At 67.2% G+C, this 26,464-nt stretch carries 24 protein-coding genes; 13 read left to right on the forward strand and 11 right to left on the reverse strand.

The genetic code is table 11. The features are described from left to right. Positions 1 to 10 precede the first annotated feature (10 nt). Both LuPra_RS28195 and LuPra_RS28200 read right to left on the reverse strand, forming a co-directional pair. Complete coding sequence (locus tag LuPra_RS28195; RefSeq protein WP_110173858.1) at positions 11 to 2,401, reverse strand: acylase; 2,391 nt, start codon at positions 2,399 to 2,401, stop codon at positions 11 to 13. Between the two features lie 37 nt (positions 2,402 to 2,438). Continuing rightward, positions 2,439 to 6,683, reverse strand: coding sequence for an NAD-glutamate dehydrogenase domain-containing protein (locus tag LuPra_RS28200; protein ID WP_110173859.1), 4,245 nt, complete (start codon positions 6,681 to 6,683; stop codon positions 2,439 to 2,441). A 158-nt stretch (positions 6,684 to 6,841) separates the two neighbouring features. On the opposite strand from LuPra_RS28200, the gene LuPra_RS28205 reads away from it, so the two are divergent. From LuPra_RS28205 to LuPra_RS28220, 4 genes are all read left to right on the forward strand, one after another. Further along, positions 6,842 to 7,954 carry a tetratricopeptide repeat protein gene (locus LuPra_RS28205; RefSeq protein WP_157899790.1) on the forward strand — a complete coding sequence of 371 codons (1,113 nt, stop codon included), beginning with the start codon at positions 6,842 to 6,844 and terminating at the stop codon, positions 7,952 to 7,954. Between the two features lie 125 nt (positions 7,955 to 8,079). Further along, on the forward strand, positions 8,080 to 8,988 hold the full coding sequence (locus LuPra_RS28210) for a VWA domain-containing protein (protein WP_110173861.1): 909 nt from the start codon (positions 8,080 to 8,082) through the stop codon (positions 8,986 to 8,988). A 204-nt stretch (positions 8,989 to 9,192) separates the two neighbouring features. Beyond that, complete coding sequence (locus LuPra_RS28215; RefSeq protein WP_110173862.1) at positions 9,193 to 10,296, forward strand: sugar phosphate isomerase/epimerase family protein; 1,104 nt, start codon at positions 9,193 to 9,195, stop codon at positions 10,294 to 10,296. Next, the gene (locus LuPra_RS28220; RefSeq protein ID WP_110173863.1) at positions 10,293 to 11,807 is read left to right on the forward strand and encodes a sulfatase family protein; all 1,515 of its coding nucleotides are present in this window, start codon (positions 10,293 to 10,295) and stop codon (positions 11,805 to 11,807) included. The genes LuPra_RS28215 and LuPra_RS28220 overlap by 4 nt, the downstream gene beginning before the upstream one ends. 1 nt (position 11,808) lies before the next feature. Here LuPra_RS28220 and LuPra_RS28225 read toward each other — a convergent pair whose 3' ends face one another. Both LuPra_RS28225 and LuPra_RS34020 read right to left on the reverse strand, forming a co-directional pair. Next, on the reverse strand, positions 11,809 to 12,117 hold the full coding sequence (locus LuPra_RS28225) for a contact-dependent growth inhibition system immunity protein (protein WP_157899791.1): 309 nt from the start codon (positions 12,115 to 12,117) through the stop codon (positions 11,809 to 11,811). Next, the gene (locus LuPra_RS34020; protein ID WP_110173865.1) at positions 12,114 to 12,809 is read right to left on the reverse strand and encodes an RNase A-like domain-containing protein; all 696 of its coding nucleotides are present in this window, start codon (positions 12,807 to 12,809) and stop codon (positions 12,114 to 12,116) included. The genes LuPra_RS28225 and LuPra_RS34020 overlap by 4 nt, the downstream gene beginning before the upstream one ends. A gap of 24 nt (positions 12,810 to 12,833) precedes the next feature. On the opposite strand from LuPra_RS34020, the gene LuPra_RS34705 reads away from it, so the two are divergent. From LuPra_RS34705 to LuPra_RS28250, 4 genes are all read left to right on the forward strand, one after another. Then, entirely contained in the window at positions 12,834 to 13,052 is a 219-nt protein-coding gene (locus tag LuPra_RS34705; RefSeq protein WP_110173866.1) for a type II toxin-antitoxin system VapB family antitoxin, read from the forward strand. Then, positions 13,052 to 13,420: a type II toxin-antitoxin system VapC family toxin gene (locus tag LuPra_RS28240; RefSeq protein ID WP_110173867.1), complete on the forward strand. Its 369-nt coding sequence runs from the start codon at positions 13,052 to 13,054 to the stop codon at positions 13,418 to 13,420. The genes LuPra_RS34705 and LuPra_RS28240 overlap by 1 nt, the downstream gene beginning before the upstream one ends. Positions 13,421 to 13,645: 225 nt before the next feature. Then, positions 13,646 to 14,512: an NAD(P)-dependent oxidoreductase gene (locus tag LuPra_RS28245; RefSeq protein WP_110173868.1), complete on the forward strand. Its 867-nt coding sequence runs from the start codon at positions 13,646 to 13,648 to the stop codon at positions 14,510 to 14,512. A 149-nt stretch (positions 14,513 to 14,661) separates the two neighbouring features. Continuing rightward, positions 14,662 to 15,792, forward strand: coding sequence for a lytic murein transglycosylase (locus tag LuPra_RS28250; protein ID WP_110173869.1), 1,131 nt, complete (start codon positions 14,662 to 14,664; stop codon positions 15,790 to 15,792). Positions 15,793 to 15,850: 58 nt separating this feature from the next. Here the strand turns inward: LuPra_RS28250 and LuPra_RS28255 are convergent, their stop codons facing one another. The 5 genes from LuPra_RS28255 to LuPra_RS28275 form a co-directional block, all read right to left on the reverse strand. Further along, positions 15,851 to 16,342 (reverse strand): peroxiredoxin, encoded by a 492-nt coding sequence (locus LuPra_RS28255; protein ID WP_110173870.1) that lies wholly within the window; start codon positions 16,340 to 16,342, stop codon positions 15,851 to 15,853. A gap of 184 nt (positions 16,343 to 16,526) precedes the next feature. Continuing rightward, entirely contained in the window at positions 16,527 to 17,471 is a 945-nt protein-coding gene (locus tag LuPra_RS28260) for a homocysteine S-methyltransferase family protein (RefSeq protein WP_110174906.1), read from the reverse strand. A gap of 173 nt (positions 17,472 to 17,644) precedes the next feature. Then, on the reverse strand, positions 17,645 to 18,193 hold the full coding sequence (locus LuPra_RS28265) for a GNAT family N-acetyltransferase (protein ID WP_234800591.1): 549 nt from the start codon (positions 18,191 to 18,193) through the stop codon (positions 17,645 to 17,647). A 65-nt stretch (positions 18,194 to 18,258) separates the two neighbouring features. Further along, positions 18,259 to 18,780, reverse strand: coding sequence for an arsinothricin resistance N-acetyltransferase ArsN1 family B (locus LuPra_RS28270; RefSeq protein ID WP_110173872.1), 522 nt, complete (start codon positions 18,778 to 18,780; stop codon positions 18,259 to 18,261). After that, entirely contained in the window at positions 18,777 to 19,319 is a 543-nt protein-coding gene (locus tag LuPra_RS28275; protein WP_110173873.1) for a DUF6933 domain-containing protein, read from the reverse strand. The genes LuPra_RS28270 and LuPra_RS28275 overlap by 4 nt, the downstream gene beginning before the upstream one ends. A gap of 260 nt (positions 19,320 to 19,579) precedes the next feature. On the opposite strand from LuPra_RS28275, the gene LuPra_RS28280 reads away from it, so the two are divergent. After that, entirely contained in the window at positions 19,580 to 20,128 is a 549-nt protein-coding gene (locus LuPra_RS28280; protein WP_110174907.1) for an MOSC domain-containing protein, read from the forward strand. 166 nt (positions 20,129 to 20,294) lie between these two features. Here the strand turns inward: LuPra_RS28280 and LuPra_RS28285 are convergent, their stop codons facing one another. Further along, entirely contained in the window at positions 20,295 to 20,687 is a 393-nt protein-coding gene (locus tag LuPra_RS28285) for a VOC family protein (protein ID WP_110173874.1), read from the reverse strand. Positions 20,688 to 20,948: 261 nt separating this feature from the next. Between LuPra_RS28285 and LuPra_RS28290 the strand changes: the two genes are divergently transcribed. From LuPra_RS28290 to LuPra_RS28305, 4 genes are all read left to right on the forward strand, one after another. Further along, positions 20,949 to 22,709: an alpha/beta hydrolase-fold protein gene (locus LuPra_RS28290; protein ID WP_237050740.1), complete on the forward strand. Its 1,761-nt coding sequence runs from the start codon at positions 20,949 to 20,951 to the stop codon at positions 22,707 to 22,709. A gap of 225 nt (positions 22,710 to 22,934) precedes the next feature. After that, the gene (locus LuPra_RS28295) at positions 22,935 to 24,065 is read left to right on the forward strand and encodes an IS630 family transposase (RefSeq protein ID WP_110173875.1); all 1,131 of its coding nucleotides are present in this window, start codon (positions 22,935 to 22,937) and stop codon (positions 24,063 to 24,065) included. A gap of 45 nt (positions 24,066 to 24,110) precedes the next feature. Next, positions 24,111 to 24,548, forward strand: coding sequence for an amidase family protein (locus LuPra_RS28300; RefSeq protein ID WP_110173876.1), 438 nt, complete (start codon positions 24,111 to 24,113; stop codon positions 24,546 to 24,548). Next, complete coding sequence (locus LuPra_RS28305; RefSeq protein ID WP_110173877.1) at positions 24,533 to 25,057, forward strand: amidase family protein; 525 nt, start codon at positions 24,533 to 24,535, stop codon at positions 25,055 to 25,057. Before LuPra_RS28300 ends, LuPra_RS28305 begins: the two co-directional genes overlap by 16 nt. 230 nt (positions 25,058 to 25,287) lie before the next feature. On the opposite strand, the gene LuPra_RS28310 is transcribed toward LuPra_RS28305, so the two are convergent. Further along, complete coding sequence (locus LuPra_RS28310) at positions 25,288 to 26,367, reverse strand: DUF2891 domain-containing protein (protein ID WP_234800592.1); 1,080 nt, start codon at positions 26,365 to 26,367, stop codon at positions 25,288 to 25,290. Between the last annotated feature and the right edge of the window lie 97 nt (positions 26,368 to 26,464).

Genomic DNA, 26,464 nt, shown 5'->3' on the forward strand with positions numbered 1-26,464 from the left:
AAACACCAGCTCACCTCGGCGCGCGCACGATCTCGGTGCGCAGATTCGGATCGGCCGCAATCTGCTCGTCGGTGAACAGGACGTCACGCCACACCTTGCGCGAGTACAGCTCCGTCTGATCGCTGAAGTGCGGCGACGACGGATCTCCCGACTGGCCGTATGTTAGCAGCGCCCTGGCGCTCGGGCCGCCATCGGTATAGCCCAGCACCATGACGAAGCTGCTGCCGCGGTTGACGCGATATCCCGCGTGCGTGAGGTAACGGCTGCCCTCGACTCCCGGCACCGGCGAACCGTCGGATTCGAGCGTCGAGGCGTTCGGCGCGAAGTCGACGAGGTTGGCGATGCCTTCCTCGGCGCCGAGCCCTCCGTGAATCGGGATGCGCTTGCCACCACGCTCAGCAATCTGGACGTCACCGAGCGGAGTGTCGACCTGGATGCCAGCCCGTTCGATCAGGAGCACCGCACGCGCGAGCGCCTCGAGCACGCCATCGTGGCCTCCGGCGCCGACGGCGAGATCGCGTGGTGTCGTGACCGGGTGGGCGGGATCGAAGTCCGTCGCGAACAACTTACCCGCCCTGGTGAGGTCCGGGCCGCGGAACTGCGTGATGAACTCCCGCCACAGCACCGCGCCGCGGCTGTCGACATCGTAGACCCCGTTCCATGTGCCCAGTACACCGCACGCGGCAGAGAGGTGGACTGTCCGGTTCTCGACGGTCCGATCGGGCTCGGCCTGACAGCGAGCCACCAACGCGGCCTTCAGCAACTCGGCGCTCATGGACCGGTTGCTGAACACGGCCGCAGCCAACTCATCAAGCGAGAAGCGCCCGTCGGCGCCCGCGGGGCCCGACGGCGACGGATCGTCGAGCAGACGCACGTTCATGCGGGTGCGGAGCGAGCGCGGCGAGTCCTCGCGGCCGTGGACGGGCGAGAACCCGGTCAGCGGCACCTTCGCGTTGCTGATCCAGTAACTGTCGTTGGCATTGAACACGTAGTCGGTCCGCTCCAGCTGCGGCGCGAGCTCCGTGGGGACAATGCCGGGGTCCCGCGCGCGCGGGTCGGTCACCCACTCGAAGCGCGGGTCGCCGCCGTCGAGGAGCATCAGGTTGCGTGCGCTGGCGGCCTTCGTGTCCTCGTCGCTGGCGAGCCGCGCGCGGTACAGGGCGAGGGCCTCGGCCGAGAGGTACGGGGCCGACGATGCGTCCACGTACAGAGCACGGCCGTCGGCACTCGTGGCGATGGTGTTGACGAAGGAAATGCCGCCCGGCTCGCCCTGCGCACGTTTGAGGTCCTCGAGGCTGCCGGCCTGGGCCATGACGAGCCATGTCTGGAGGGCCTCGTCGTTGTCGGCGTTCGCGTCACGCAGCGCGATCGCTCGCGTCGCGGTCCACGGCAGGTCCGGGAAGTTGACGATCGGGCCGTAGTGGCTGAAGTAGACGTCGCGAGTCGAGGTCGACACCGTGGCGTCCGGCTGCCTGACCTGTACCGAGACCTGTCGCTTCGTCATCGCACGCGGCTTGCCGTCGTAGACGTACGAGGTGGGCGCGCCGGGCACGAGCGTCAAGGCGTAGCCTGTGTAACGTGCGCCCGCCGAGACGGTGTGCGTCCACGCCACGTGGCGATTGAAGCCGATGGCCACACCCGGGATGCCCAGCAGTCCCACGCCGTACACGTCGAGCCTGCCCGGGATGACGAGGTGCTTCTCCCAGAACCTGTTCGATCCGACCCACGGGTAGTGAGGGTTGGCCAGCAGCATCCCGCGGCCGGTGTCGGTGCGCTCCTTGCCGATCGCCCACCCGTTGCTGAGGGCCGCGCCGAGGTCGGGGAGCTCCACAGCAGCCGGCGTGGCGCCGACCGCAGGCGGAGCGGCCGTGGCGATCATCGAGGCAAACGCCGGCAGGGTCAGGATGACCAGCCGCGAGCGGGCGGCGACGTCCTCCGCCGTGATCGGCCGCAACCACGGCGCGCCCCGACACCAACCGGCCACCCCGGCGGGCGTGACCTTTGCCAGGTACGCGTTGGCGCCGGCGGCGTAACCCGTGAACCACTCTCGCCTCTCGGGCACCCGCCCGATGTCCTCCGCGCCCAATTCCGCAACCCGCAAGGCCTTCATCGCCACGTCGGAGTTGAGGTGAACGTCCTTCTCTCCCGGCCCGAAGTACTTCGCCCGCTCGCCACGCGCGCGAACGATCTGGTCGGCCAGCGAGCAGAAGTGGTCTTGTGCGAGCGCGTACCCCTCGCCGAAGCCCAGGCTGCCCAGGTCCTTCGCCGTGATGTGCGGAATGCCATACGACGTACGGCGAACGGTCGCTTCATACGACGCAGGAGTCGTCGACTGTGCATGCAAGGGTGACAGGCCCGCGATGACGCACAGGCTGCCCGCCAGCAGGGCGATGGGTCTCATGGAAACACCTCGAGCGTCGTGGGACGTGTGCGCCAGATTATTGCGGCACCCCTACCTTCGCGAGGTGCGACCCCACCGCCTGCTCCACCTCGTGCTCGATCGCGAGCAACTGACGACGTTCGGCCTCGGCTTCGCCCTTCCCGGCCGCGATTTCGGCCCTGCGCCGTGAGGCCCCGAGCGCCTCGTCGGCCTCGATGTATGCCTGCACGATCGCGCCGTAGTCGGCGCCGCTCTGCGCCGCACGCATCGGCAGGAACGTGATCCCCGCGTGGTTGATCACGTGGTTGATCGCGACCGTCGCGATGATCTCACGCTTGAGCGGGTGCTTCGCGAAGAACTCGCCGTAGCGCTGCTGCATGAGATCCGGGAAGTAGCGGGTGAGTAGCGGCAGGCCCGACGGGCTGTCTGGGAACGTCGAGGACAACGTCAGGTCGTAGGCGTGCATCTTGGCCTGCCCGAGCAGCACCGCCAGCAGCGGCCGCGGCAGGCCGCGCATCCGCATCGGACTCGACAACAGGGCCTCACGCGTCGGCACTGCCTGATCCGCACGACTGAAGACACGGTCGGCGATCATCTGCTCGATGACCTCGACGAACGTCTCGTACTCCACCACGCTGCGCACGCTGTCGAGAGTGATGGCGCGGGCCTGGTAGCGGTTGTCGTCCAGCACGAGTTCCGACACGTTGTCGGTCATCTGCTGGAGGACGACGTTGCGCGCGTCCCTGCTGGCAATCACCTTCTCCCGTACGAGGATGTCGAGCAGGATCTTGATGTTCACCTCGTGGTCCGACATGTCCACGCCGCCCGAGTTGTCGATCGCGTCGGTATTGCACAGCCCACCGCGCTCCCAGTACTCGAGCCGGGCCTTCTGCGTCATGCCGAGGTTGCCACCCTCGCCGATCACCCGCGCCCGCACCTCGCGCGCATCGACGCGGACGCGGTCGTTGGCACGGTCGCCGACGTCGGAATCGTCCTCGGTGCTCGCCTTGACGTAGGTGCCGATGCCGCCGTTGTAGAGCAGGTCCACCTTCGCAGTCAGCAGGCGCCGGATCATCTCCTCGCCTGTCACTTCGTCCTGCTCGATGTCGAACAGCGCCTTCATCTGTGTCGACACCGGGATCGCCTTGGCGGAACGATCGAAGATGCCGCCGCCGGCGCTGATGATCGACGTGTCGTAGTCACGCCATGTCGACCGCGGCAGCTTGAACAGCCGTTCGCGTTCCGCGAACGACTTCTCCAGATCCGGATCGGGGTCGATGAAGATGTGCGCGTGGTTGAAGGCCGCGATCAGCCTGGTCACGCGGCTGCGCAGGGCGCCATTGCCGAATACGTCGCCCGACATGTCGCCGAGGCCGATCATCGTGAACGGCTGGACCTGGATGTCCTGGCCCATGTTGCGGAAGTGGTGCAGCACGCACTCCCATGCGCCACGGGCGGTGATGCCCTCGACCTTGTGGTCGTAGCCGTTGCTCCCGCCCGAGGCGAACGCGTCGCCCAGCCAGAACCCGTATTGCGCCGACACCGAGTTGGCCGTGTCCGAAAGATGAGCCGTCCCCTTGTCGGCGGCCACGACCAGGTACGGATCCGGCTGGTCGTAGCGCACCACGTCCGGAGGATGTACGACCGCGCCGGCGACGATGTTGTCGGTGATGTCGAGCAGGCCCGAGATGAACTGGCGGTAGCGATCGACCAGGTACTGGTCCAGCGCCGGCCGCGCCGGCAACTGGCCTTTCAGCACAAAGCCACCCTTGGATCCGACGGGCACGATGATCGCGTTCTTGACCATCTGCGTCTTCATCAGGCCGAGGACCTCGGTGCGGAAGTCGTCGTGCCGATCGCTCCAGCGCAGGCCGCCGCGGGCCACCTTGCCGCCGCGCAGGTGGATGCCCTCGAGGTGCGGCGAGTGCACGTAGATCTCGTACAGCGGCCGCGGCGTGACCATGCCGGCCACCTTCGCGCACTCCACCTTCATCGACACCACCGGCCGCTCGGGCGTCTGGTACGCGTTGGTGCGCACCACCGCGAGCAGCAGGTTCTCGACGCCGCGCAGGATCTCGTCGTCCAGCAGGCTGCCGACCTGTTGCAGGGCGACGCGCAAGGCGCGGTCGGCTTGGTCCACGGCGTGATCGCGATCGCCATCGGCGACCGGATTGAAGCGGGCATCGAACAGCCGGAACAAGGCCGCCGACGCGGCGCCATTGCGCAGCATCACACCGGTGATCGTGTCGGCGTTGTAGCTCGGACGTACCTGGATCAAGTGGTTGCGCAGCGTCCGCAGCACCTCCACCTGGCGCCACGTGAGGCCCTCGCTGGTCACCAGGACATTCAGCGCATCGTCGGTGGCGCGCTTCTCGTGCAGTGCGCGCAGCGCGTCGAGGAGGCGATCTGGGCCCTGCGCCACCGCGCTGATGATCGTCGGCGCCGCCTGGATACGCAGGCGCTCGAGGAATCCGGTGCGGTTGTCGGGCAGGACCAGCGTCAGCGAGAGTTCCTCGACGACCGGCAGGCCGAGGTTCTGCAGGGTCCGCAACGTGCCGGTGAGTTTGAGTGGCTTCGGCGCGAAGAGCTTGATCGTGACCTGCTCGGCCGACTCGGGCAGGACGTGCATCTCGAGGCGGCCCTCGAGCGCCTCGAGCCTTGCCAGGTCAGCCGGGACTTCCTGGGGCGTCGTGGTCTCGCGGTACAAGCCGCTGCGGCTCTCGGACCGCACGTACTTGTTGAAGAGGCGACGGCCCTCGATGGTGCCGTATGCCTGTTCGAGTTCCAGCGCCGCCTGGTCCTCCCAGGTCGTCACGCTCTGACGGGTCAGCACGCGCACCTTCTCGACGTCGATGGGCGCCTCGAGTTCGGCGACGTCGAAGTAGAAGACGATGATCGCCTTGGTGCCGAGGTCCGCCCACTCGCTGAAAAGGATCGGGCCGAATGCCTCCTGCAGGCCGCAGCGCAACGCGGCCTCGACCTGCGGGGAGTACCGTGCACCAGAGAAGGCCACCGTCACGGCGGCGTAACCCGTGCCCTGGCGAGCTGCGACCGCGATCTCGTCGTCGCCGACGAGCGTGACCATCTGCTCGATGATCGTGCAGAGGTCTTCGCGACGCGCGTAGAACAGTTCGCGCTTCGGGAAGTGGTTGAAGATCGCGCGCGCCTCGCGCCACGCGTGCGAGTTGGGCGTGACGTCGAGCCCCTCGTGGACGTAGGTGAGCTTCTCGTCGAGGACCGGGATGTCGGCGGCCTTGGCGGCAAACGCGCTCTTGGCAAAGCGGCCGATCGCGAGCGTCATGCCGGCCAGGGTGCCATCGGCGGTCCACTCGCGGACGAATACGTCCTCGAGCGTCCCCAGGTGGTGGATGGCGTGGCCGTTCACGCAGTAGTCGATGTCGATGATCCGCGCATCGTCGGTTGCAGGCGAGAGGTTGCGCGTGATGTCTTCGGGAAGGCCAGGGAACACCGTCTCGATGAGCGCCGGGTCCTTGAAGGCGCCGAGCGCGCTCTCGTCCTGAGGCTGCAGGACGCCATCGGCGCCCGGGACGTAGCGCATCACGCCGAGCAGCACGAAGTTGTCGTCGCAGAGCCACTCGAGCAGGCGCCGCGAACCCGCGGCGGCGGTCATGTCGCCGTCACGCGCGCGGAGGCGGGCGCTGGCAGCAATCACCGCGGCCTTCATTGGCGCGAAGTCGCTGACGGCCAGGAACACGCTCTTGAGCAGGCTGAAGATCTGGTGCTCGAGGCGGCGCATCCGCTCGGTTCGATCGATGCGCTCGATGCGGAACTGGCAGAACAGCTCAGGCGACCCCTCGTCACCGTGCCCGCCCACGTGCACCACCCGCTCCCATTGCCGGCGGACGGTGATGCGCGGGTGAATCGCGGAGAAGACCCGCAGGTTCTCGTTCTTGAAGAAGTTGGTGAGGCTCTCGAAGATGAAGGGGGCGTCGGGGGTGTGCGTCTCGACGATCGTCACCTCGTGGGGACCGCCGTCGTGCGCGGCCATCGCGCGGTCCTCCGCTTCGTCGCAGTTACGGACGGCCACGTGCAGGCCTGGCAAGCCCCGGTACAACTGCACTTCCGGCGGCATCGTGTGGGCGATGAACCTGAAGTACTCTCCGATGCGCGCCGCCAGTGCAGGGGCCGGCAGGCGGAAGGCGACGCTGTCCGGCATCTCGGCCAGCACCACGCCAGCCAGGGCATGGAGCAGGTCGCGGTCGCCCTCGGGCGCCGTCGCGGCGACGATGCGTTGCACTTCTTCGAGGATCTGGGCTCGCTTGGTCGGGTCGGCTGTGATCATGACGTTTGCTGATGACCTCTATAACGATCGCTCATGCTATCGCTCTCCCTGAGGGGAGACAAGACGGGCTCGGATGTGCGTATCGACGGGCGCTGCTTGCCTCCTGGACGACGCGCACGCAATGGTCGCGTGGGTGGCGCATCTGGTTCATTCTGCTGGTGTTCTGGCCGGTCGGTGGCGCCGTCGGACAGCCCGCGGCACCGCCGGATCAAGCCTGGCAGACCGCGGTGGACCAATACCTGGCCGGTGATCGGTCTGGGGCAGGAGCGACTCTGCTGCACGCGACACCACCGGCGTTGTTCGAGTCCTCCCGGCGGGCGTTCGAACAGTGGCGAGCCGGCCCGGCCGGCGACGCCGAGGCGCGCCGAATCGCGACGCGCCGTTTCCAGGTGTCGGCACTGCTGCCCCTGGACCTCCTGATCGCCGTCACGGGTCGAGCGCTGGCGACCGAGCACGAAGTGGCGCTCGAGAATGCCGCCCGCGAGGCCTGGCAGCGGCTCGACGCGTTCGATGGCCAGGACGGCGGCGCAGCGTCGGCGCAGGTCCGGCAGTTCCGCAGGTGGTGGCGCCTGGCCTTCGTCCAGCACCTCATCGCATCGGGCCGTTTCCGCGACGTGCCCCGGGAGGCGGCTTCCGTCCATCCACCCGAGGATGACGCCGAAGCGGTGGCCGCACTCGCCCTGCTTCGCGGAGTGGCGCTCGAGACGCGTGCCCGTCTCGCCGACGAGGTGCCCACCGGCTCGGCAGCCGTGAACATGCGTCGGCTGCCCGTGGCTTCGCGGACCGCACCGATGCTGATCGCGATGGACGATGCAGGCAAGCAGTACCGGCGCGCCCTCGAACTGAAGCCGGGCGATCGCGAGGCGACGCTGCGGCTGGCGCGGGTCGCGATCGAGCGTAACCGCCTCGACGACGCGGAGCGCCTGCTTTCGCCGTTGTTGTTGCAGGCATGCCGTGATGCGGTGTGCGGGCTGGCACACCTGTTTGCCGGGGAGGTGTACGAGGGACGCAAGGACATGGAGCGAGCCTCGGGTTCGTACGCGCGTGCCTCCGCCGTTCCCGCGGTACGTCACTCCGCACTGGTGGCGATGATGCAGGCCGCCATGCGACGGGGCAGCGCTGGCGGCGCCTACGATTTGACGCGCCAGTTCGCGACGCCCGTCGCCCTCGCGCCGCGACAGCCACCCGATGCCTGGAACCTGTACACCGCTGGGCGCCTCTTCGAAGGCGACCGGATCCTCACGCACCTGATGGCAACGGTGGTGAAGTGACGACTCGCCAGGCATCCAGGGCTCGATGGTCGGCCGTCGTTATCCGGCCATCGGCCGTCGGCCCTCGGCCTTCGAACATCTGCGTTCGGCGGCCGACGTTCAGCGTTCGTCGTGTACTTGCCGCCATGGCGGCCGTCTTCGTGCTGGCCGCCACACCGCATGCGCAGGATACCGTGCCGCTGTTCCGCGCGTCGGTCGACGTCGTCACCATCGACGCCTTCGCCCACCAGAATCGCAAGCCGATCGGCGACCTCACGTCCGGGGACTTCGTGGTGCGCGACAACGGCGTCGAGCAGGTCGTCGGCTCGCTCGGCACCACCGACAGCGCGCACGTCATCATCGGGCTGGACCTCAGTGGCAGTGTGGACGGGCGGACCCTGGAGCAGCTCAGGGCCGCCGTGCGGGCGCTCGTTGGCGAGTTGACGCCGCAGGATCGCGTGTCGCTCTTCACGTTCTCCGATCGGGTGCGCCTGCTGATGCGGGCCAGCCCGCCTGGCGGCAACCTCGACGCGACGCTCGCGCGGTTCGAGGCGAGCGGTGCGACGCCGCTGCACGATGCGATCGTGTTCGGCAGTGCGCTCTCCTTCGCCGACCAGGGTCCCTCGGTGTTCCTGCTCTTCACCGATGGTCAGGACACGACGAGCTGGACGTCGGCCGCGCGCACCCTCGACGTCCTGCGTCGCACAAACGTGGTCGTCTTCCCCGTCGGCGCGGGCCTGCCGACAGCGGTCACGTCCGCACCGTTCTCCGAGACCTTCACCCGCCAGACGTGGATGGCACCGACAGCCGGCGACGGCTTGCGGCTCCTGCAGTCGGCGGCTGACGTCACCGGTGGCGAGTTCCTGCGCATCAACAAGGGCGCTCACCTGTCCGAGACGTTCCGCGGCATCCTCTCGCAGTACCGCCAGCGCTATCTCCTGACCTATTCGCCGTCCGGACCGCCGGCGCCGGGATGGCACCGCCTCGACGTGCGGCTGCGCGCGCGCGCTGGCAGCGTCGTCGCGCGGGAAGGGTACATGGCGAGGAACCCCTGAACGGGCGCCGGGTACCGGGTACCGGGCACCGGGTACCAGGCACACCGCACCGGCTGCCGGGCACCGCACATGCACACGCGCACTCGCACCGGCGCCGCGTGGACGGGGTCGTAGCCGCCGACCTTCAGGTCGGCGGATCGCACCGCGAGAGAGAGCGGAGAGGGAGGAAATAGACTACTGTGGCGTTTTCCGAGGAGTTCGATCTTGACCGCTTCGTCCAGTCGTCGCACGTTCCTGTCGTCTTCGGCCGCGGTATTGACCGCGGCCGCGCTGCAAGGTCAGGGCGGCGCGGTCAAGACGCCTGCCGTGGTGCTGCCCCGGCCGGTGGCGCTTGGCTTGGACAACTTCGCCGTCCGCGCCAGCAACTGGAAGGCCATGCGCCTGCTGGAGTACGCGACGACGGTCGGCGTCGACTCAGTGTTCATCAGTGACCTCGATGCGTTCGAGTCGCTCGAGGAGCCCTCGCTGCGCAAACTCCGCGAGGAGGCCACGGCGCGCAACCTCACCATCCACGTCGGCACATGGAGCGTGTGTCCGACCAGCAAGGCGTTCCGGCCGGCCAACGGGACCGCCCACGAGCAGTTGTCGAAGGCCATCCGCACCGCGCGCTTCGTCGGCTCACCGGTCGTGCGCGTCGTGCTCGGCACATGGGAAGACCGACTCACGCCGGGCGGCATCGGCCGGCACATCGACAGCCTCGTTGCGGTGCTCAAGGGCGGCCGCTCCGAGGCCCTCGACGCCGGGCTGAAGATTGCCGTCGAGAATCACGCCGGCGACATGCGATCCGAGGAGCTCGCGGCCGTCGTCGAAATGTCGGGACGCGATTTCGTCGGCGTCAACTACGACTCGGGCAACTCGCTCTGGACGCTCGAGAACCCCGTCGACGCCCTCGAGACACTTGCGCCGTACATCGTCACGACCAGCCTGCGCGATGGCGTCATCACCGAGATTCCCGCCGGCTGCCGCGTCAAGTGGACGGCGATGGGCGATGGCCAGGTCGACTTCGTGCGCTTCATGCCCCGCTTCGCCGAGCTGTGCCCGGGCATCCCGATCCACATCGAGACGATCTCCGGCGTCGGCCGCGACGTGCCATTCCTCGAGGACGCCTTCTGGACTGCCTGGCCGCGGCTGGAAGCCCAGGGCCTGGCGCGCTTCATCCGCGTGATGCGGCGCAAAGCGCCCATCGCGCCGACAACGACCAAGCCGAACGATCCGCTGGAGCAGCGCCGCGAACTCGAACGCAGCCTCGCCTACTGCAAGGCCACACTCGGCCTTGGCCTGCGTGCCACGAAGGTGTCGCCGATATGACCTCGCGCCTGCTTCTGCTCGTCTTCGCGCGGTTGGCCCTCGCCGTTCTCGCGCTCGCCCCGTGTGCCTCTCTCGCACAGGCGCAAGCGACCAGGCCGCGCAACATCGTCTTCATCCTCGCCGACGACCATCGCTACGACGCACTCGGCGTCATGGGACATCCGCTGGCGCGGACGCCCAACATGGACGCACTTGCGAAGGGCGGCGCGCATATGCGCAACGCGTTCGTGACGACGGCCCTGTGCTCGCCGTCGCGGGCGTCGATCCTGACCGGCACCTACGCGCACACGCACGGCGTCGTCGACAACTTCACGCCGATTCCGCCGGTGCTCCCCAACGTCGGCCAACAGCTGAAGACAGCCGGGTATCAGACGGCCCTGATCGGAAAGTGGCACATCGGCAACGAAGACGATGCGCCGCAGCCGGGCTTCGATCACTGGGTGAGCTTCCGCGGCCAGGGCGAGTACCTGCCGCGCGCGGGCGCCACGATGCTCAACGTGGATGGCAAGCGGGTGCCGCAGAAGGGGTACATCACCGACGAACTGACCGATTACGCGATCGAGTGGCTCGGGAAGACCTCGCGCGACAAGCCGTTCTTCCTCTACCTCTCTCACAAGGGCGTGCACGCCGATTTCGTGCCGGCCGACCGCCACAAGGGCTCGCTGAAGGACGTGCCCGTGCCCACGCCCGCGACAATGGCGCCAGAGGCCGCAGTCGCGGGCAAGTTTCCGACATGGGTGCGCAACCAGCGCAACAGCTGGCACGGCGTCGAGTACCCGTACCACTCGAGTTTGGACGTGGCCGAGTACTACCGGCGCTACATGGAGACGCTGCGCGCCGTCGACGACAGCGTCGGACGTGTCGTCGCATGGCTGCGAGAGACGGGTCAACTCGAGAACACGCTCGTCATCTACATGGGCGACAACGGGTTCGCGTTCGGCGAGCACGGGCTGATCGACAAGCGGACCGCGTTTGACTGGTCCATGCGTGTGCCGATGATCGTGTACGCGCCCGGACTCGTCGCGCCCGGGCAGCAGATCAACCGCCTCGTGGCCAACATCGACATCGCGCCGACGATGCTCGACCTGGCAGGCGTGGCGCGCCCGTCGCACATGCAGGGGATGAGCATGCTGCCGCTGTTGCGCGACGCGACGACGCCGTGGCGTGACACGCTGCTGTACGAGTACTACTGGGAGTGGAGTTTCCCGCAGACGCCGACGCAGTTCGCGCTGCGCGGCGAGAAGTACAAGTACGTCTTCACGCACGGCGTGTGGGATGCCGACATGTTCTTCGATCTGCAAGCCGATCCCCAGGAAGCGCACAACCTGGCCGACGACCCCGCGCAGCAGAAGACGATCGCGGCCATGCGCGCCCAGTTGTTCGAGACACTGGAGAAGACCGGCGGGCTGACGATTCCACTCTACATGCCACGCCTCGGCCAGATGCGCCTGCGCAATCCCGAGGGATCGAAGGCGCAGCCGTTTCCGGATGCTTTCGTGAAGAAGCCGTGAGCTAGAGCCGTCCGGCGGCCAGCATCAGCACCGACACGATCTCGAATTCGCGTTCGTCGCCAGGCGCCCACGAGCCACCGGCCAATTCACGCAGGAGACGGGCGCGGGCCTGCAAATCCATCCCCTGGGTCAGGTTGAGGAAGCGCCGCCACTCGGCGGACACTTCTCGGCCCTTGTCGGCTTCCACCGCGGTCAGCGCTGCCTGCACGGCTCTCGGTGCGGAGCCGTACTCGGCCGTGAAGTCCTGGTGCAGGTAGCCGCCGAACAGCGACGCGAGGTGCGGCCATCTCCTGCTGCTCATGGGGCTCATCGGACGTCCTCCGGATACGACGTCAGCACGAACCAGCCCTCGTCGCGCCACCGCAGCACGACAACGGCGCCACGTGCGTCATGCGACGCAATGTCGCCGCGATCGAGAACGCGACCGATAGGTATCCCCTCCCGCGCCCGGTACCGGATCGCCAGGTTGGGCTTGGGCGCGCGGCCGCCGACCCACACCTGCACGCGCGTCGCGTCCGCGTCGAGCGCGCGCGTGACAACGCGCGCGGCCGTCTCGGCGTCGGGATATGTCGATGCCGCGGAAATCGATTCGCGGCGCAGACGCGCCTGCAACTGTGCGTCGGTGCGGCCGACATGCTTCGCGAGAGTGTGCCCACCACGGCGCTCGTCGCGCTGAAGGTCGACATCCCACCTGTCCGAGGCTTGTGGTGTCCCTTGCGGCTGACTCGCACGAGGTGCTGCGCCGTTCGTCGCGTCGTCGATCGGTGCCGGCGGCGCAGGCGTGCTCGTGACAGGAGGTGTGGCCTGAGCGGGCGGTTCCTGCGGCTGCGGTGCACACGCCGCGAAGCTGACGCCGCATCCGAGCGCCAACGCCCGCAGTACACGCCACGCCGTTTGGCGCAGCCCGTTCTCGCGACCCGGCGCGAAGATTCCTTCAGCTTGTCCAACGGCGTTCAGCGTTCTGCGTTCAGCGTTGGTCGCTGCTGTCTTGAGCCTTGCCATACTCGAATGCCATAATCATATGGCATGAAGAAGACACTTCACATCGACGACGACCTCTTGCGAGAGGCGCGATCGGTCAGTGGCGCCCGGAGTGACACGGATACGGTCCGCCTCGGGCTCGAGGCGCTGGTGCGGCAAGGCGCGAATGAGCGACTGCGGGCACTTCGGGGGAAGGAGCCGCGGGCTACTGATGTTCGGCGTCGACGTGAAGTCTCCTCGCCAACGAAACACTCTGCAGCCTGATGGTTCTTGTCGATACGTCGGTCTGGATACGCTTTCTTGCCAACCGGGCACCGTTTGCCCGGCAGCTCGATGAGCTGCTCGGTCAGGGCGAGGTCTGCGGCCATGACTTCGTGATGGGTGAACTCCTGATTGGCGACAAGGGCGGCCGTAAGCAGCTCCTGGCCGACTACGCGCTCATGCGCCAGGCGCCTGTCGTGTCGCACCGCGAGGTGGTCGAGTTCGTTCGCCAGCGCAGACTTCACGGCCGTGGCATCGGATGGATCGACACGCACCTCCTCGCGTCGGCACTCGTGTCGCACATCAAGTTGTGGACCGCCGACCCTCGGCTCGGAGAGGTCGCGCGCGACCTGGGGATCGATTACGAATGAGGGCCGATAAGGCGATGGACGACGAACGCCGAACGCCGAACGCCGAGGTTGCGGGCCGCACAGCGCTGGCACGATAGCGCTTGGAGCCTCCGCCCTTGGCCTGAGACCTGAGACCTGAAACCTGAGACCTGAAGCGTTAGACCGACCGTAGCCCGTAGCCCGTAGGCCGTAGGCCGTAGGCGTCAGGCGTTAGCGTCAGGCGTCAGGCGTTGGTACGATCGCCCCATGCGCATCGCCTTCATCGGTCTCGGCATCATGGGCGGCCCCATGGCCGGTCACCTCCAGCGCGGCGGCCACGACGTGGTTGTCTTCAACCGCACCCAAAGCAAGGCGGAGGCATGGGTGGCCGAGTATGGCGGGCGGTCCGCTTTGACGCCGCGCGAGGCCGCGGCCGATGCCGACGTCGTCTGTGCCTGTGTCGGCGCCGATCACGACGTGCGCGAGGTGACGGTAGGCGATGAGGGCGCCTTCCCGGCCATGAAGGCGGACGCCATCTTCGTGGACCACACGACCGCCTCCGCGGCGGTGGCGCGCGAACTGTACGGGGCCGCACGGGCGCGCGGGCTGCATTTCATCGACGCACCGGTGTCCGGGGGGCAGGCCGGAGCGCAGAAGGGGCAGTTGAGCGTGATGTGCGGCGGCGACGCCGAGCCGTTTGCCCGCATCGAGCCGGTCCTGCGTGGCTACGGCAAGTCGGTCGTCCGCATCGGCGACAGCGGCGCCGGGCAGCTCTGCAAGATGGTCAACCAACTGTGCATCGCCGGCCTCGTGCAGGGCCTGGCCGAGGGCCTGCATTTCGCACAGAACGCGGGCCTCGACGTGCCCGCCGTGATTTCCGTGATCTCGAAGGGCGCCGCCCAGTCCTGGCAGATGGAGAACCGCTGGCAGACGATGGTGGACGGCAAGTTCGAGTTCGGTTTCGCGGTCGATTGGATGCGCAAGGACCTCGGGATCGTGCTCGAAGAGGCGCGCCGCAACGGCTCGCGCCTGCCGGTGGCGGCGCTCGTTGACCAGTTCTACGCACAGATACAGGCACGCGGTGGCGCACGCTGGGACACGTCGAGCCTGATCGCTCTACTGGACAATCAATAGGAGCACCCTCGCCGCCCGGCGGGCCATCGTCTCACCTGGCAATGCGGAAATGCCGATTGCTGCAATGGTCGAGCGCATTGTCGCCCTCGACACTCCAGCATTCCGCATTCGAGCCCTGATTCCACGCCGCACGTCAGGCATCAGGCATCATGGAGACGATGGTGATCGCGCGAACGTTGATCCTGCTCGTGGGGCTCGTGCACGCCAGTGCCCTGATGGCTGTCGCTCAGCTGCCAGAACCCGATCCGGTGTTCTCCGCGCCACCGCCACAGTCCGTCCCGTTCCCTGCATGGCTGCAGGGCGTGCGCGAAGAGGCGCTCGCGCGCGGCATCTCCGCCCCGACCGTCGCCACGGCGCTGGCCGACATCACGCCGGTGGAGCAGATCCTCAACCGCGATCGGACGCAGGCCGAGTTCAAGGAGACCCTCGACGAGTACATCGCCCGGCGGATCGGTGTGCCGACGATTCGCCTCGGCCGCCAGATGCGGGATACCCACCGGCCCGTTCTCGAGAAGGTCGCGGCCGCGTACAAGGTGCCGCCGCACGTACTCGTCGCGGTGTGGGGACTCGAATCGAACTTCGGCCGCTTCAGCGGCGTGCGCCCCCTGATGCCGACCCTCGCGACGCTTGCCTACGACGACCGACGCGGCCCGATGTTCCGGTCGCAGCTGTTCGATGCGCTGACGATCCTCGACGCCGGGTATATCGACCTGCCACGGCTGAAGGGTTCGTGGGCGGGCGCGATGGGGCAACCCCAGTTCATGCCGTCGAGCTATCTCAAGTACGCGGTCGACTTCGACGCTGACGGGCGCAAGGACATCTGGTCGTCCCAGGCCGACGTGTTCGGCTCGATCGGCAACTACCTCTCGACCAACGGGTGGACGGCCGGGCAGACGTGGGGACGCCAGGTCACGTTGCCGACAGACACGACAGCACTCACCAAAGACGCTCCGCTGCGGACGGCAGGATGCAGGGCCGCGAAGGAATTGACCGAGCCACGGCCGCTTGGGCGCTGGCAGGCGCTCGGCGTGCGTACGATGGACGGCGGGGCGCTGCCGCAGGCCGACATCATGGCTTCACTGCTGCGCACCGACTCGGGTGCGTTCCTCGTGTATCCCAACTACGAGGTCCTGCTCAGCTACAACTGCGCGCATGCCTACGCGATGGCCGTCGCACGACTGTCGGACCGTGTCGTCGACACGGATCCGCTGCCTGTCGCGAAGGCTCCTGCGAAGAAGACGAAGAAGAAGGCGACGACAGCCAGGAAGCACAAGCGCTAGCGTCGCGTCGCGCGCGTCTGGAGAGCGCGCCGACCCCTCGCGAGGCGTCGGTCACTGGTCACTGCCCCTGCAGGCGGCAGATCGAGCTCGCCGACGAAGCCTCGGCGAGCCACGGCTTGTCATCCACCCTGATCTCCGTGACGACACCGTCCTCGACGATGGCGGCATAGCGCTGGCTTCGGAACCCTTCGCCGACGATGGTGGCGTCGAGTTCCATGCCCGCGGCGCGCGTGAACTCGAGGTTCCCGTCCGACAGCATGAGGACCTTCCCCGCAGCTCCATGCTCCCGGGCCCAGGCGTCGAGCACCCACGCGTCGTTGGCTGAGACGCACGCGATCTCGTCGACACCGCCGGCCTTGATGGCATCGTGATGCGCGACGTAGCCGGGCAGGTGCGTCTGGCTGCACGTCGGCGAGAACGCCGCCGGCACGGCAAACAGCACGACCTTCCGGCCCCCGAACACGTCGGCGGTCGTGAGTGTCTTCACGCCCTCCGGCGTGCGCGTGCGGAAAGTGGCGGCGGGCAGGCGGTCACCGGCATGCAGCGGCATATCCGCCGATCCTATCGCAGCGTCGCAGATGAACTCGTCAATGGATCAGGCGAGGGCAAGGCGGAGAACGGCGCGAATCGCATGGACTCGCGCCCATCGTGACAACAGGTCGACCTGATTTGTCCGCCGTAGCCTTGACGAAGGTGGAAGGTCGACCGCTACACCGCGGAGGTCGTCGGCGAGATCAGGCGACGACCGGCATGCAGGCCGAGGCGATCGCCTCGATATGCCGATGGTCGGTGCCGCAACACCCGCCCAGGACCGTGAGCTGCGGCAGACGCCGTCGCAGTTCCGCGTAGGACGCGCCGAGCCCCAGGGGATCGCCGGTATCGAGGTCGGCGCACTCATTGAGCTCCGCGTGGCTCCGGCACGACGCGTTGGCACGAATCCCGCGAATGCGCCGCACCCAGTGCTCCTCGGGATCGAGCAGGTGAGCGAAATGCGTCGGGTGCGCGCAGTTCACCATGTAGTAGACCGGATACCCGCTCGTGGCGCCGTCGACGATGCGGATAGCCGAGCCGAGCGACTGGCCGGTCGGCAGCTTGCCGTTGGTCTCCACCGTGAACGCGATCGCGATCGGCATGCCGGCGGTCCGCGCCGCATGCGTCACGCCGATCGCTTCCTCGACGTAGTTCAGTGTCAGCGCGCACAACATGTCGGCATTGGTCGCCGACAACGCGTCCACCTGTGCCTGGTGGTAGGCCTCCGCGTGACGCACTGTCATCATCGCGTCGGGAACGTAGCCGTCGCCACGTGGCCCGATGCAGCCGCTGATCACGACCGGTACCGGGGCGAACTCATCGCGCAGTTCCTCGAGCAGCGACACCGCCCGGCCGTTGACGCGCACCAGCGCATCCGCGTCGAGGCCGTGGCGCGCGCCCCAGTCCGCGCTCGCGCGCCAGGTCGGCGTATCCAGGACCATGCCGGTGCCGTACCGGCGCGCGATGCCGGCATAGGCACGGAAGTACGCGCGGATGGCCTCCTCGCCCTCCGGCGTCTGCAGCAGGTGGAAAGAGGCGAAGTCGGGCAGTTCGAGGCCCTGCTGGAAGATCAAGTACGTCTCCATGCCGCCGTCGGTCAGGAACAGCTGGTCACGGAGTTGCGGAAGATTCGAGCGATTGTGTGACATGACATCCTCCATGCCCGGCTGGCGCGCTCGTGCGCCGCCCGGCACGTGGTCAGAGACGGAGGCCACCGGCGGTCCGTTCCCAAGGACGAGCTCTTTTCTGCGGCATGCTTTCGAGGCGTTCGATCGATGCCCGCGCGACGTTATCGCAGGTCGCAGAGCCGGGCGCGCGTTACTTACACGCCGTCGATCGATCGAGTCATCCTGATGCACGGCAACGGACCCGATGGCGTCGGCACCGCCACGCGTTCGTGCGGTTCGAAGCCGAGGGCCGTGTAGAGCGGTACTCCGGGCAGCGTCGCCATGAGTTCCAGCGTGTGGAAGCCCGCGGCCCGCGCGGCGTCAGCGCAGACCTCGTACAGCCGGCGCCCGAGGCCACGGCGGGCATGCTCGGGGTGTACGAAGAAGGCGCGAATGCGGGCGGGAGCGATCGACGGGTCGAGGCGATCGTCAGCGCCGGACTTGTGTTGGTCGCCCCCGAACAACGTCCGCCGGCCGCTCCACCCACCACAGGCTACGGCCGCATCATGATGTTCGATCAGGTAGTACGTGCCGTCGGTGACAAGCTGTGTGTCGACGCCGAAGACGTGCCGCAACCCTGCCTCGATCTCGCTCGGCGTGTAGTGGCCGGGACCGAGGCCGCGCACCGAGTGGTCGATCAGGACGTCGAGCACGGCGACGTCAGCCAGGGTCGCACGGCGCAACGCGTAGTCGGATGTGCTCACGACAACCTCAGCCGACACGGCCTGCAGCCTGTAGCCTGGTGGGGCGCGCCTGACGCCCGCGCGGATCATCGCGGCGTCTCGCCCGACGCCGACAGCAGGCGTTGCCAGAACCCGACGTCGATCCAATTGCCGAACTTCAGGCCGACTTCGGTGAGGTGCGCCACCTTGCGGAATCCGAACTTCTCGTGCAGGGCGATGCTCGCCGCGTTCGGGAGCGCAATGCCCCCGAGGGCCGCGTGCAGACCCAGGGCCTCGAGTTGCCCCAGCAGATCGGCGTACAGGCAGGACCCGATGCCGCTGCGCGTGATGCCAGGATCGAGGTAGACCGTGGTTTCGACGGAGAACCGGTAGGCACTCCGTGGCCGCCAGGGGCTCGCGTAAGCGTATCCGCACACCTTGCCGTCGTGTGCCGCGACGAGCCACGGCAGGCCACCGACCGTGATCGCGGCGAGGCGCGCGCCCATCTCCCCGAAGGACACCTCCATTTCCTCGAACGTCACGATGGTTTCGCGGACATAGTGGTTGTAGATGCGCGCGAGGGCCGGGGCATCACCGGCCTCGGCGGCCCGGATCGTGACTCCGGTCATCGCCGACCGCCTCCTGTCGACGACGCGCGCCCGGCCGTTCCCGGTCGCGCAGTCAGCAAGGCCACGGCGCGAGCGGCCGCCGTTTGCGGACCCGCGGCGCGACTTCGGTACTCGCCGAGATGGGCGTACAGTGCGGCCACGTCGAGGTCGCCCCGCGACGCGGCCAGGAAGGCGCACGCACGGGTGGCGAGGCCACGCATCGATCCCAGGGTCGACCGGTCGCGCGCCGCGCCGACGTCGCCACTGGTCATCCCGTCGATTTCGCGCGCCACTGCCTTCCGGGGCACGTCGAGCCGATGCAGCACACCCACGAGGGCCACGGCGAGGTGTTCGGGCAGGTCCCCCAGGTGCTCGGCCGGCAGCACCACCGACAACAGGCTCGTCTCGCTCGTGCACAGAAGCAGCGCCCGCCGCTTCGCAAGCACAGGCGCAACGTACCAGTCGCCGAGCGCCGTCGTCGGCGGCGCCTCGGCCGTGTCGTCGACGCGCCCCGGTGCCACGTCCGCGAGGAGTCGGCGGGTGAACCGCAGCGTGTACATGCGCGAAAGTCTACCGGCCCTCGCAAGGACGGAGGACGGAGGACCGAGGACGGAGGACGGAGGAGGGAGGACGGAGGAGGTAAGGCGGAGGAGGTAAGGCGGAGGACGGAGGAGTCGGGGCGGACTGAGGAAAAGACGGATAGGGCCAACGCGACTCGACCCCAGTGGATGTTGCTCGTGCGTTCCGGGGAGGATTGTGCGACGTTGTCATGGACATGGCGCAGGAATCTGCTCAAACGGCTCAGGTCGCGCACCGCACGATGGACGAGCTTCGCGCTTCCGTCGGCACCATCCGGCAGGCACCATCCGACAACGGCACCGTGGCACTCGTCGTGCGTCGACCGGACAAGAACCAGCGTGAAGTCCTTGACGAAGGGCACTTCGACCAGGCCGAGGGCCTCGCCGGCGACACGTGGCGGCTCCGGCAGTCGAGCTTCACACCCGACGGGGCACCCCATCCCGACACGCAGCTCACGGTGATGGGGGTGCGCGCCATCGGCGCGATCAGCCCGGACGAGACCCGCTGGCCGCTGGCCGGTGACCAGTTGTTCGTGGATCTCGACCTCACCTACGCCAACCTGCCGCCGGGCACACGACTGCAGATTGGCGAAGCGGTGCTGGAGGTGACCGAGCAGCTGCACACTGGTTGCGGCAAGTTCGTCGAGCGCTTCGGGCTCGACGCGATGAAATGGGTGAACTCGCCGGAAGGCCGCGAGCTGAACCTGCGCGGCATCTACGCGAAGGTCGTCACACCCGGCCGCATACGCCCCGGGGACACGATCACCAAGGTCGCGGCGCTTGTGCCTTGAGCGCCGCGACCATGATCAAGGGAGCAGGGACAGGGAATAAGTCACAAGGGCGTCAAGGGACAAGTTGTGCCTTCCTCGGCGAACCGTTTCTTGCCCCTCGTCCCTTGATAGCCCTTCTGACTTCTTCGTTCTCCCTTGTCCCTTGTTCGCCCGTCGGTCCGCGCTCCTAGCGTCCGACGGCGAAGTGGGGGTTTTCGATGAGGCCGATCACGTTGCCGAACGGGTCGGCCACGCGTGCGACCTTGATGCCCTCGCCCACGTCCTGCGCGCCCGACACCAGCGTCGCGCCGCTTGCGAGGAAATGCTCGAGCGCCGCGTCGATGCGGGCGACGCGCCAGTAGGCGACGCTGCCCCCCGGCCCGGGCTGTCCCTCGCTCACGTCGGGATGCAACCCGAGTTCATAGCCGCCAATCTCGAACCCGACGTAGAACGGCTGATCGAAGTACGGCGCCTGCCCGAAGGCGCGCGCGTACCAGGCCTTGGCGGCGCCGATGTCGGGCACCTGGTAGATGACGGTGGCGAGGCCGAGCGTGGTGGTGGACTTCTGATCCTGGGTCATTGCACACGTCTCCCGTGTGCTCGCTGACACCTGCGTCCGCCTTCGCGCGCTTCACGAAGTCGAACCCGCCCCGCGCTTCGGCGGGACGAGTCCACGGCCCGGCGAGTGACGGACCGCAGGTAGGGGCTCCTCTCAGGCTCCCGCCTTCGCCGACGGCTTCGGCGCGGCAGGCCCGGGACCCCGCCAGGAACGCCGACACGCTACCCAGAAACGTGGCGGAAGGCAAGCCCGAGCACTACACTCCACGGCGAGGTGCTGCCCGTGACCGACGTCCGCTCCCGTGTCCTTCGTCTCGCTGGTGCGTTCTGCGCGGCGTTGCTCATCGCCGGCTTGCTGATTCGCGTGTCGCCAGAGGCCGCGCAATCGACTGGCGTACAGATCCGCGTCTCCTTCCCGGGCTCCCTCGAGGCCCAGCGCATCGACGGCCGCCTGCTCGTCATGCTGTCGACCGATGCGAAGGCCGAACCGCGCTTCCAGATCACCGACGATGCCGCGACGCAACTGGTGTTCGGCATCGACGTCGACGGACTGGCGCCAGGCACCCCCGCCATCGTCGACGCCACTGCCACCGGTTACCCGATGCGCAGTCTTCGCGATCTGCCTGCCGGCACGTACACGGCGCAGGCGCTGCTGCACCGCTACGAGACGTTCCGCCGCGGCGACGGTCACGTCGTCAAGCTGCCGATGGATCGCGGCGAGGGGCAGCAGTGGAACCGGGCGCCGGGCAACCTCTACTCCACGCCCGTGCAGGTCACGATCGGCAAGGACGCGACGGTCGATCTCACGCTCGACAAGGTGATCGCGCCGATTCCGCCGCCGCCGGCCACCAAATACATCCGCCACGAACGGATCCGCAGCGAGAAGCTCTCGAAGTTCTGGGGACGCGACATGTACCTCGGCGCGCACGTGCTGGTGCCGGAAGGCTTCGACACGCATCCCGAGGCCCGCTACTCACTGATGATCGATCACGGGCACTTTCCGTCCACGTTCGAGGGATTTCGCGAGGAGAAGCCTGACCCGACACTGAAGCCGGACCATAACGCGCGCTTCAACATGGACGGCTACAACCGGTATCAGCAGCAGGCCGCCTACGATCTCTACAAGGAATGGACCGGCGCCGGCTTCCCGCGCGTGTTGATTATCCAGATCCAGCATCCGACGCCGTTCTACGACGACTCCTACGCGGTCAATTCGGCCAACGCCGGGCCCTGGGGCGACGCGATCGTCGAGGAGTTGATCCCGTACATCGAGAAGAAATACCGCGGCATCGGGCAGGGCTGGGCGCGGTTCATGTATGGCGGCTCGACGGGCGGCTGGGAGGCACTCGCGGCCCAGGTGTTCTACCCGGACGCATTCAACGGCGCCTATGCGGCATGCCCCGATCCGATCGACTTTCGCGCCTACACCGTGGTGAACCTGTACGAAGACGCGAACGCGTACTACGTGGACAGCCGCTGGAAGAAGACACCGAGGCCGGGCCATCGCAACTGGCTCGGGCACGTCAGCACCACGCTGGAGGACATGAACCTGCGTGAGCTGGCGCTCGGCACCAGGACGCGCTCGGGCCAGCAGTGGGATGTGTGGGAGGCGACCTACTCGCCGGTCGGCGCCGACGGCTACCCGAAGCGCATCTGGGACAAGGTCACCGGCCAGATCGACAAGGATGTCGCGGCCTACTGGAAGCAACACTACGACCTCGTGCACATCATGCAGCGCGACTGGGAGAAGGGGCTCGGCAAGAAACTCGCGGGCAAGGTCAACCTCTACGTCGGCGACATGGACAACTACTACCTGAACAACGCCGTCTACCTCGCCGAGAATTTCCTGCGCGCAACGACCAACCCGTGGTTCGACGGCGAGGTCACGTACGGCGACCGCGCCGAACACTGCTGGAACGGCGACCCGGTGCGCCCGAACTACGCCTCACGCCTCCGCTATCACCAGATGTTCGTCCCGAAGGCGGTTGCGCGCATGGAGAAGACAGCGCCGAAGGGAGCGGACCTGAAGAGCTGGCGGTACTGAACAACATCGGCCTTCGGCATTCGGCCTTGGGCCTTCGGTAAGAGCGCCCTCTCTGAAGCGCCTGACACGAAGGTTCATTGAAGCGGAGATCACGGCACCGCTTGCGGCGTTGGACTGGGTCATGACTATGCAGAACACCGATCACGGCCGGCGCGCCTTTCTCAGGCTAGTGTAGTGTCCAGCAAATAGATGGACAATCTAAGCGGGTCCGCGTATGGTGGGATCATGCCCGCTGCGGTTCCGGCGCTCAGTCTCAGTGTCACCGACCGGGACCAGATCGAACGCTGGCTGTGCGCCCAGAACACCCCACAGCAGGTCGCGTTGCGAAGCCGCATCGTGCTGGCGGCGGCAGCCGGTCAATCCGACTCCGCCATCGCCGCTGACCTCGCCATCAATCGCAAGACCGTGATGTTATGGCGCGCGCGATTCGCGGCCCAGGGCCTCACGAGTCTGTGGGCGATCGCGCCCGGGCGGGGCCGGAAGGCGACCTATGATGGCGCCAAGATCAAAGCGATTGTCGATACCACCCTGCAGACCCGGCCGGAGGGGATGACCCACTGGAGCTGCCGGCGGATGGCCGCGCGGCAGGGCGTCAGTAAGTCCACGGTCAGCACCATCTGGCGCAGCCATCATCTCCAGCCGCATCGGGTCACGCGCTTCAAGTTGTCGCGGGATCCGCACTTTCTGGAGAAGCTCACCGATGTCGTGGGGCTCTATCTGAATCCGCCGCAGCAGGCGTTGGTGCTGTGTGTCGACGAAAAGAGCCAGATTCAGGCGCTCGATCGTACGCAGCCGGGTCTCCCGTTGAAGAAGGGCCGCTGCGGCACGATGACGCATGACTACAAGCGCAATGGCACGACGACGCTGTTTGCCGCCCTGGAGGTCTTGGAAGGACGGGTCGTCGGCCAGTGTTACGAACGCCATCGGCACCAAGAGTTCGTGAAGTTTCTTCGCACGCTGGAACACGAATTTCCCGGCACGGTGCCGCTGCACTTGGTGTTGGACAACTACGGCACGCACACCCATCCCACGGTCCGCGCCTGGCTCGCCCGGCATCCGCGCTTTGTCCTCCACTTTGTCCCGACCAGTTCCAGTTGGCTCAATCTCATCGAGCGGTGGTTTGGGGAACTCACCGGCAAACGCGTCCGGCGCGGATCGTTCGCCAACGTTGATGAATTGCAACAGGCCATTCAGGAGTTTCTGGCCGCGTGGAACGAGCACCCGAAACCGTTCGTGTGGACGGCCACCGTGCAACGGATCCAAGAGAAGCTCGCGCGCTGCCGCCAAACGCTCGAGCAGATTCAGCCCGGCTCCACGCAGCCGCGCCGCAGACGGTCCAATGCGTTGTCCAGTTAATTCTCGGACACTACACTAGCGGGTGGAGTCTGCGCGGGCACTGCAATGCCCTTTTCCATCGATTCGACGCCAACGCCTTCGCCACCCATCGACCTGCCGACCGCTACGCTATGGGAGGCGAGCGAGCTCGTAAGGACGAAAAAGGCTTCGCCGAGAGAACTGACCGCCTCATGCCTGGCGCGGATTCAGCGCTTGAACCCGAGCTTGAACGCGTTCATCACCGTGACTGCCGAACAGGCGACAGCGGACGCGCAACGCGCGGAAGAGGAGATCATGAAAGGCGGCTGGCTGGGTCCGCTGCATGGAATTCCTGTGGGCCTCAAGGACTTGTTCGATACGGCGGGCGTGCGGACGACGGGCGGAAGCGGGCAGTTTGCCGATCGCGTCCCGACCGAAGACGCCGAAGTGGTACGGCGACTGAAGGCAGCAGGCGCGGTGATCGTCGGGAAACAGAACTTGCATGAGTCGTGCTGTCGAAGCTGACCGCGGGCGTGCGGGACGTTGTCGTACCGGTGAGACCGGAAGTGAACAGCGCCGTGATGTTGGCCGAAGGCGCTGCCTTTCACGCGGCCCGAGTGCGAGAAGGGCCGCAGTTGTTTCAACCACCCGTGCTGGGACGTCTGCGCGGCGGTGAGGCCGTGGGCACGGCGACGCATATCGACCGGCGCCGCGAGCTCGATCAGATGCGTCGCGCAGCGCCAAGCCTGTTCACGCATGTCGATCTGCTCGTCACACCCACCATCCCCCAGTTGCCGATAGCTATCGCCGAAGCGCAGGACGACCAGGCCGGAACGGCCGTGTTTGCGCGCAACACGAGACCGTTCAACGACTACGGGCTGCCCGCCCTGTCCGTGCCGTGCGGGTTCGCGAAGAACGGCCTTCCGATCGGCCTGCAAATTGTCGGGCCACCATGGGCACAGGAGTCCGTTCTCCGCCTCGCTCACGCCTTCGAACAGACGACCGACTCGCGGACACGACGTCCGACGCTGTGATGCACTCAGCGACCACGGCCCAACAAGGCGATGGTCTCGAATCCCTGCTGACCTCCGGGCGACCTTCGGACCCAAGAGATTCTTGAAGGAATGGCCGCGGAGGTCCACCTCGGCGTGCTGAGTACGAGAAGCGGTCGCGCCGACCAACATCACCCAAGGGCTGCGAAAGCATCTCGATGGCCGAAGGCCGAACGACGACGGCCGGTAGACGTGGCTCCCGGCGCCCGCGCTCACGGCGCCGCCAGGCCACGCTGCGACGTGAGATAGACCGCGAACGTACCGAGCCAATGGCCGCCGGCGTAGGGTGCGCCGGTCACCGCGGCGAGACCGAGTTCGCGATGCCGTGACGCGGCGGCCGTCAGTGCGGGGCGGCGCGGATCGTCGGCCGGCAGCGCCGAGAGGATCCCTTCCAGCATCCACGCGCGGCTCAGGTTAAGGCCGTCGAGATGCGCGAGCTTGCCGTCGGTCTTGTCGAGCACGACGCCTGGCTCGAGCCACGAGGCGTCAGCCTTCGTGAGCGTCGGCACCTGCGGCAGGAAGTCGGCGAACCATCGGGAGAACTCTGCAGGCGACAGCACGCGTCGCATCAGGTCGGCCTCGGCGAGGCACGGCGACACGAAGTCCTGCCCGGACGGTTCGTAGGCCATCGGACACGCCCTGTCGGCGAGGTAGAACGCCCGCGACCGTTCGACGAGCAATCGCTCGAACTCCGCGTGCTTCGCGTGCCGCGCCCAGTCCAGCGCCAGGCCGAACGCGAAGGCCGTCTGCGAGTGCTCGCCGGTACGAATCGGCCGCGTGAGCTTGGGCAGCCAGTCCATGAAGCGCGCCACGGCTTCGACCTCCATCGGCGCCAGCGACTTCGCCCAGCCGCGTGCCTGCGGGCTGTCCCACTCACGCAGCTCCATCGTCAGCTGCAGCAGCCAGGCGAGCCCGTACGGTCGCTCGAACTCCTGCCGTCCAGGCACGCGGAGATAGGCCATTTCGCCGGCCACACGCTCGGCCGTGAAGCTCGTCGCCAGGGCCGCTTCCGCTTTTGCGGCAAGCGGTGTTACCGGATGCAGGCGCGCGACGCGCGCGAGCAGCCAGTGCCCGTGCACCGACGAGTGCCAGTCGAAACAGCCGTAGAAGACGGGCGTCAGCGCCCGCGGCACCTTCGCGTCGGCATCGGAGGCGAGCGTGTGCGCCACCTTGTTCGGGTACTCCTGGTGCACGCATGCCAGTGCCAGCGCCGCGAGTTGCTCCGCTTGAACGAGGTCCATGGGTGTCGGCGCCATCACCGCCTTCGTCATCAGCACCAGTGCGAGCAGCATGCTGCACAGTCTAATTTCAGGATTTCAGAATTTCAGAATTTCAACACCACCTCAGTACTTCGAAGGTTGGCGGTGTGAATGAAGTTCTGAAATTCTG

The sequence above is a fragment of the Luteitalea pratensis genome, assembly GCF_001618865.1.
In the GTDB taxonomy this organism is placed as follows: domain Bacteria; phylum Acidobacteriota; class Vicinamibacteria; order Vicinamibacterales; family Vicinamibacteraceae; genus Luteitalea; species Luteitalea pratensis.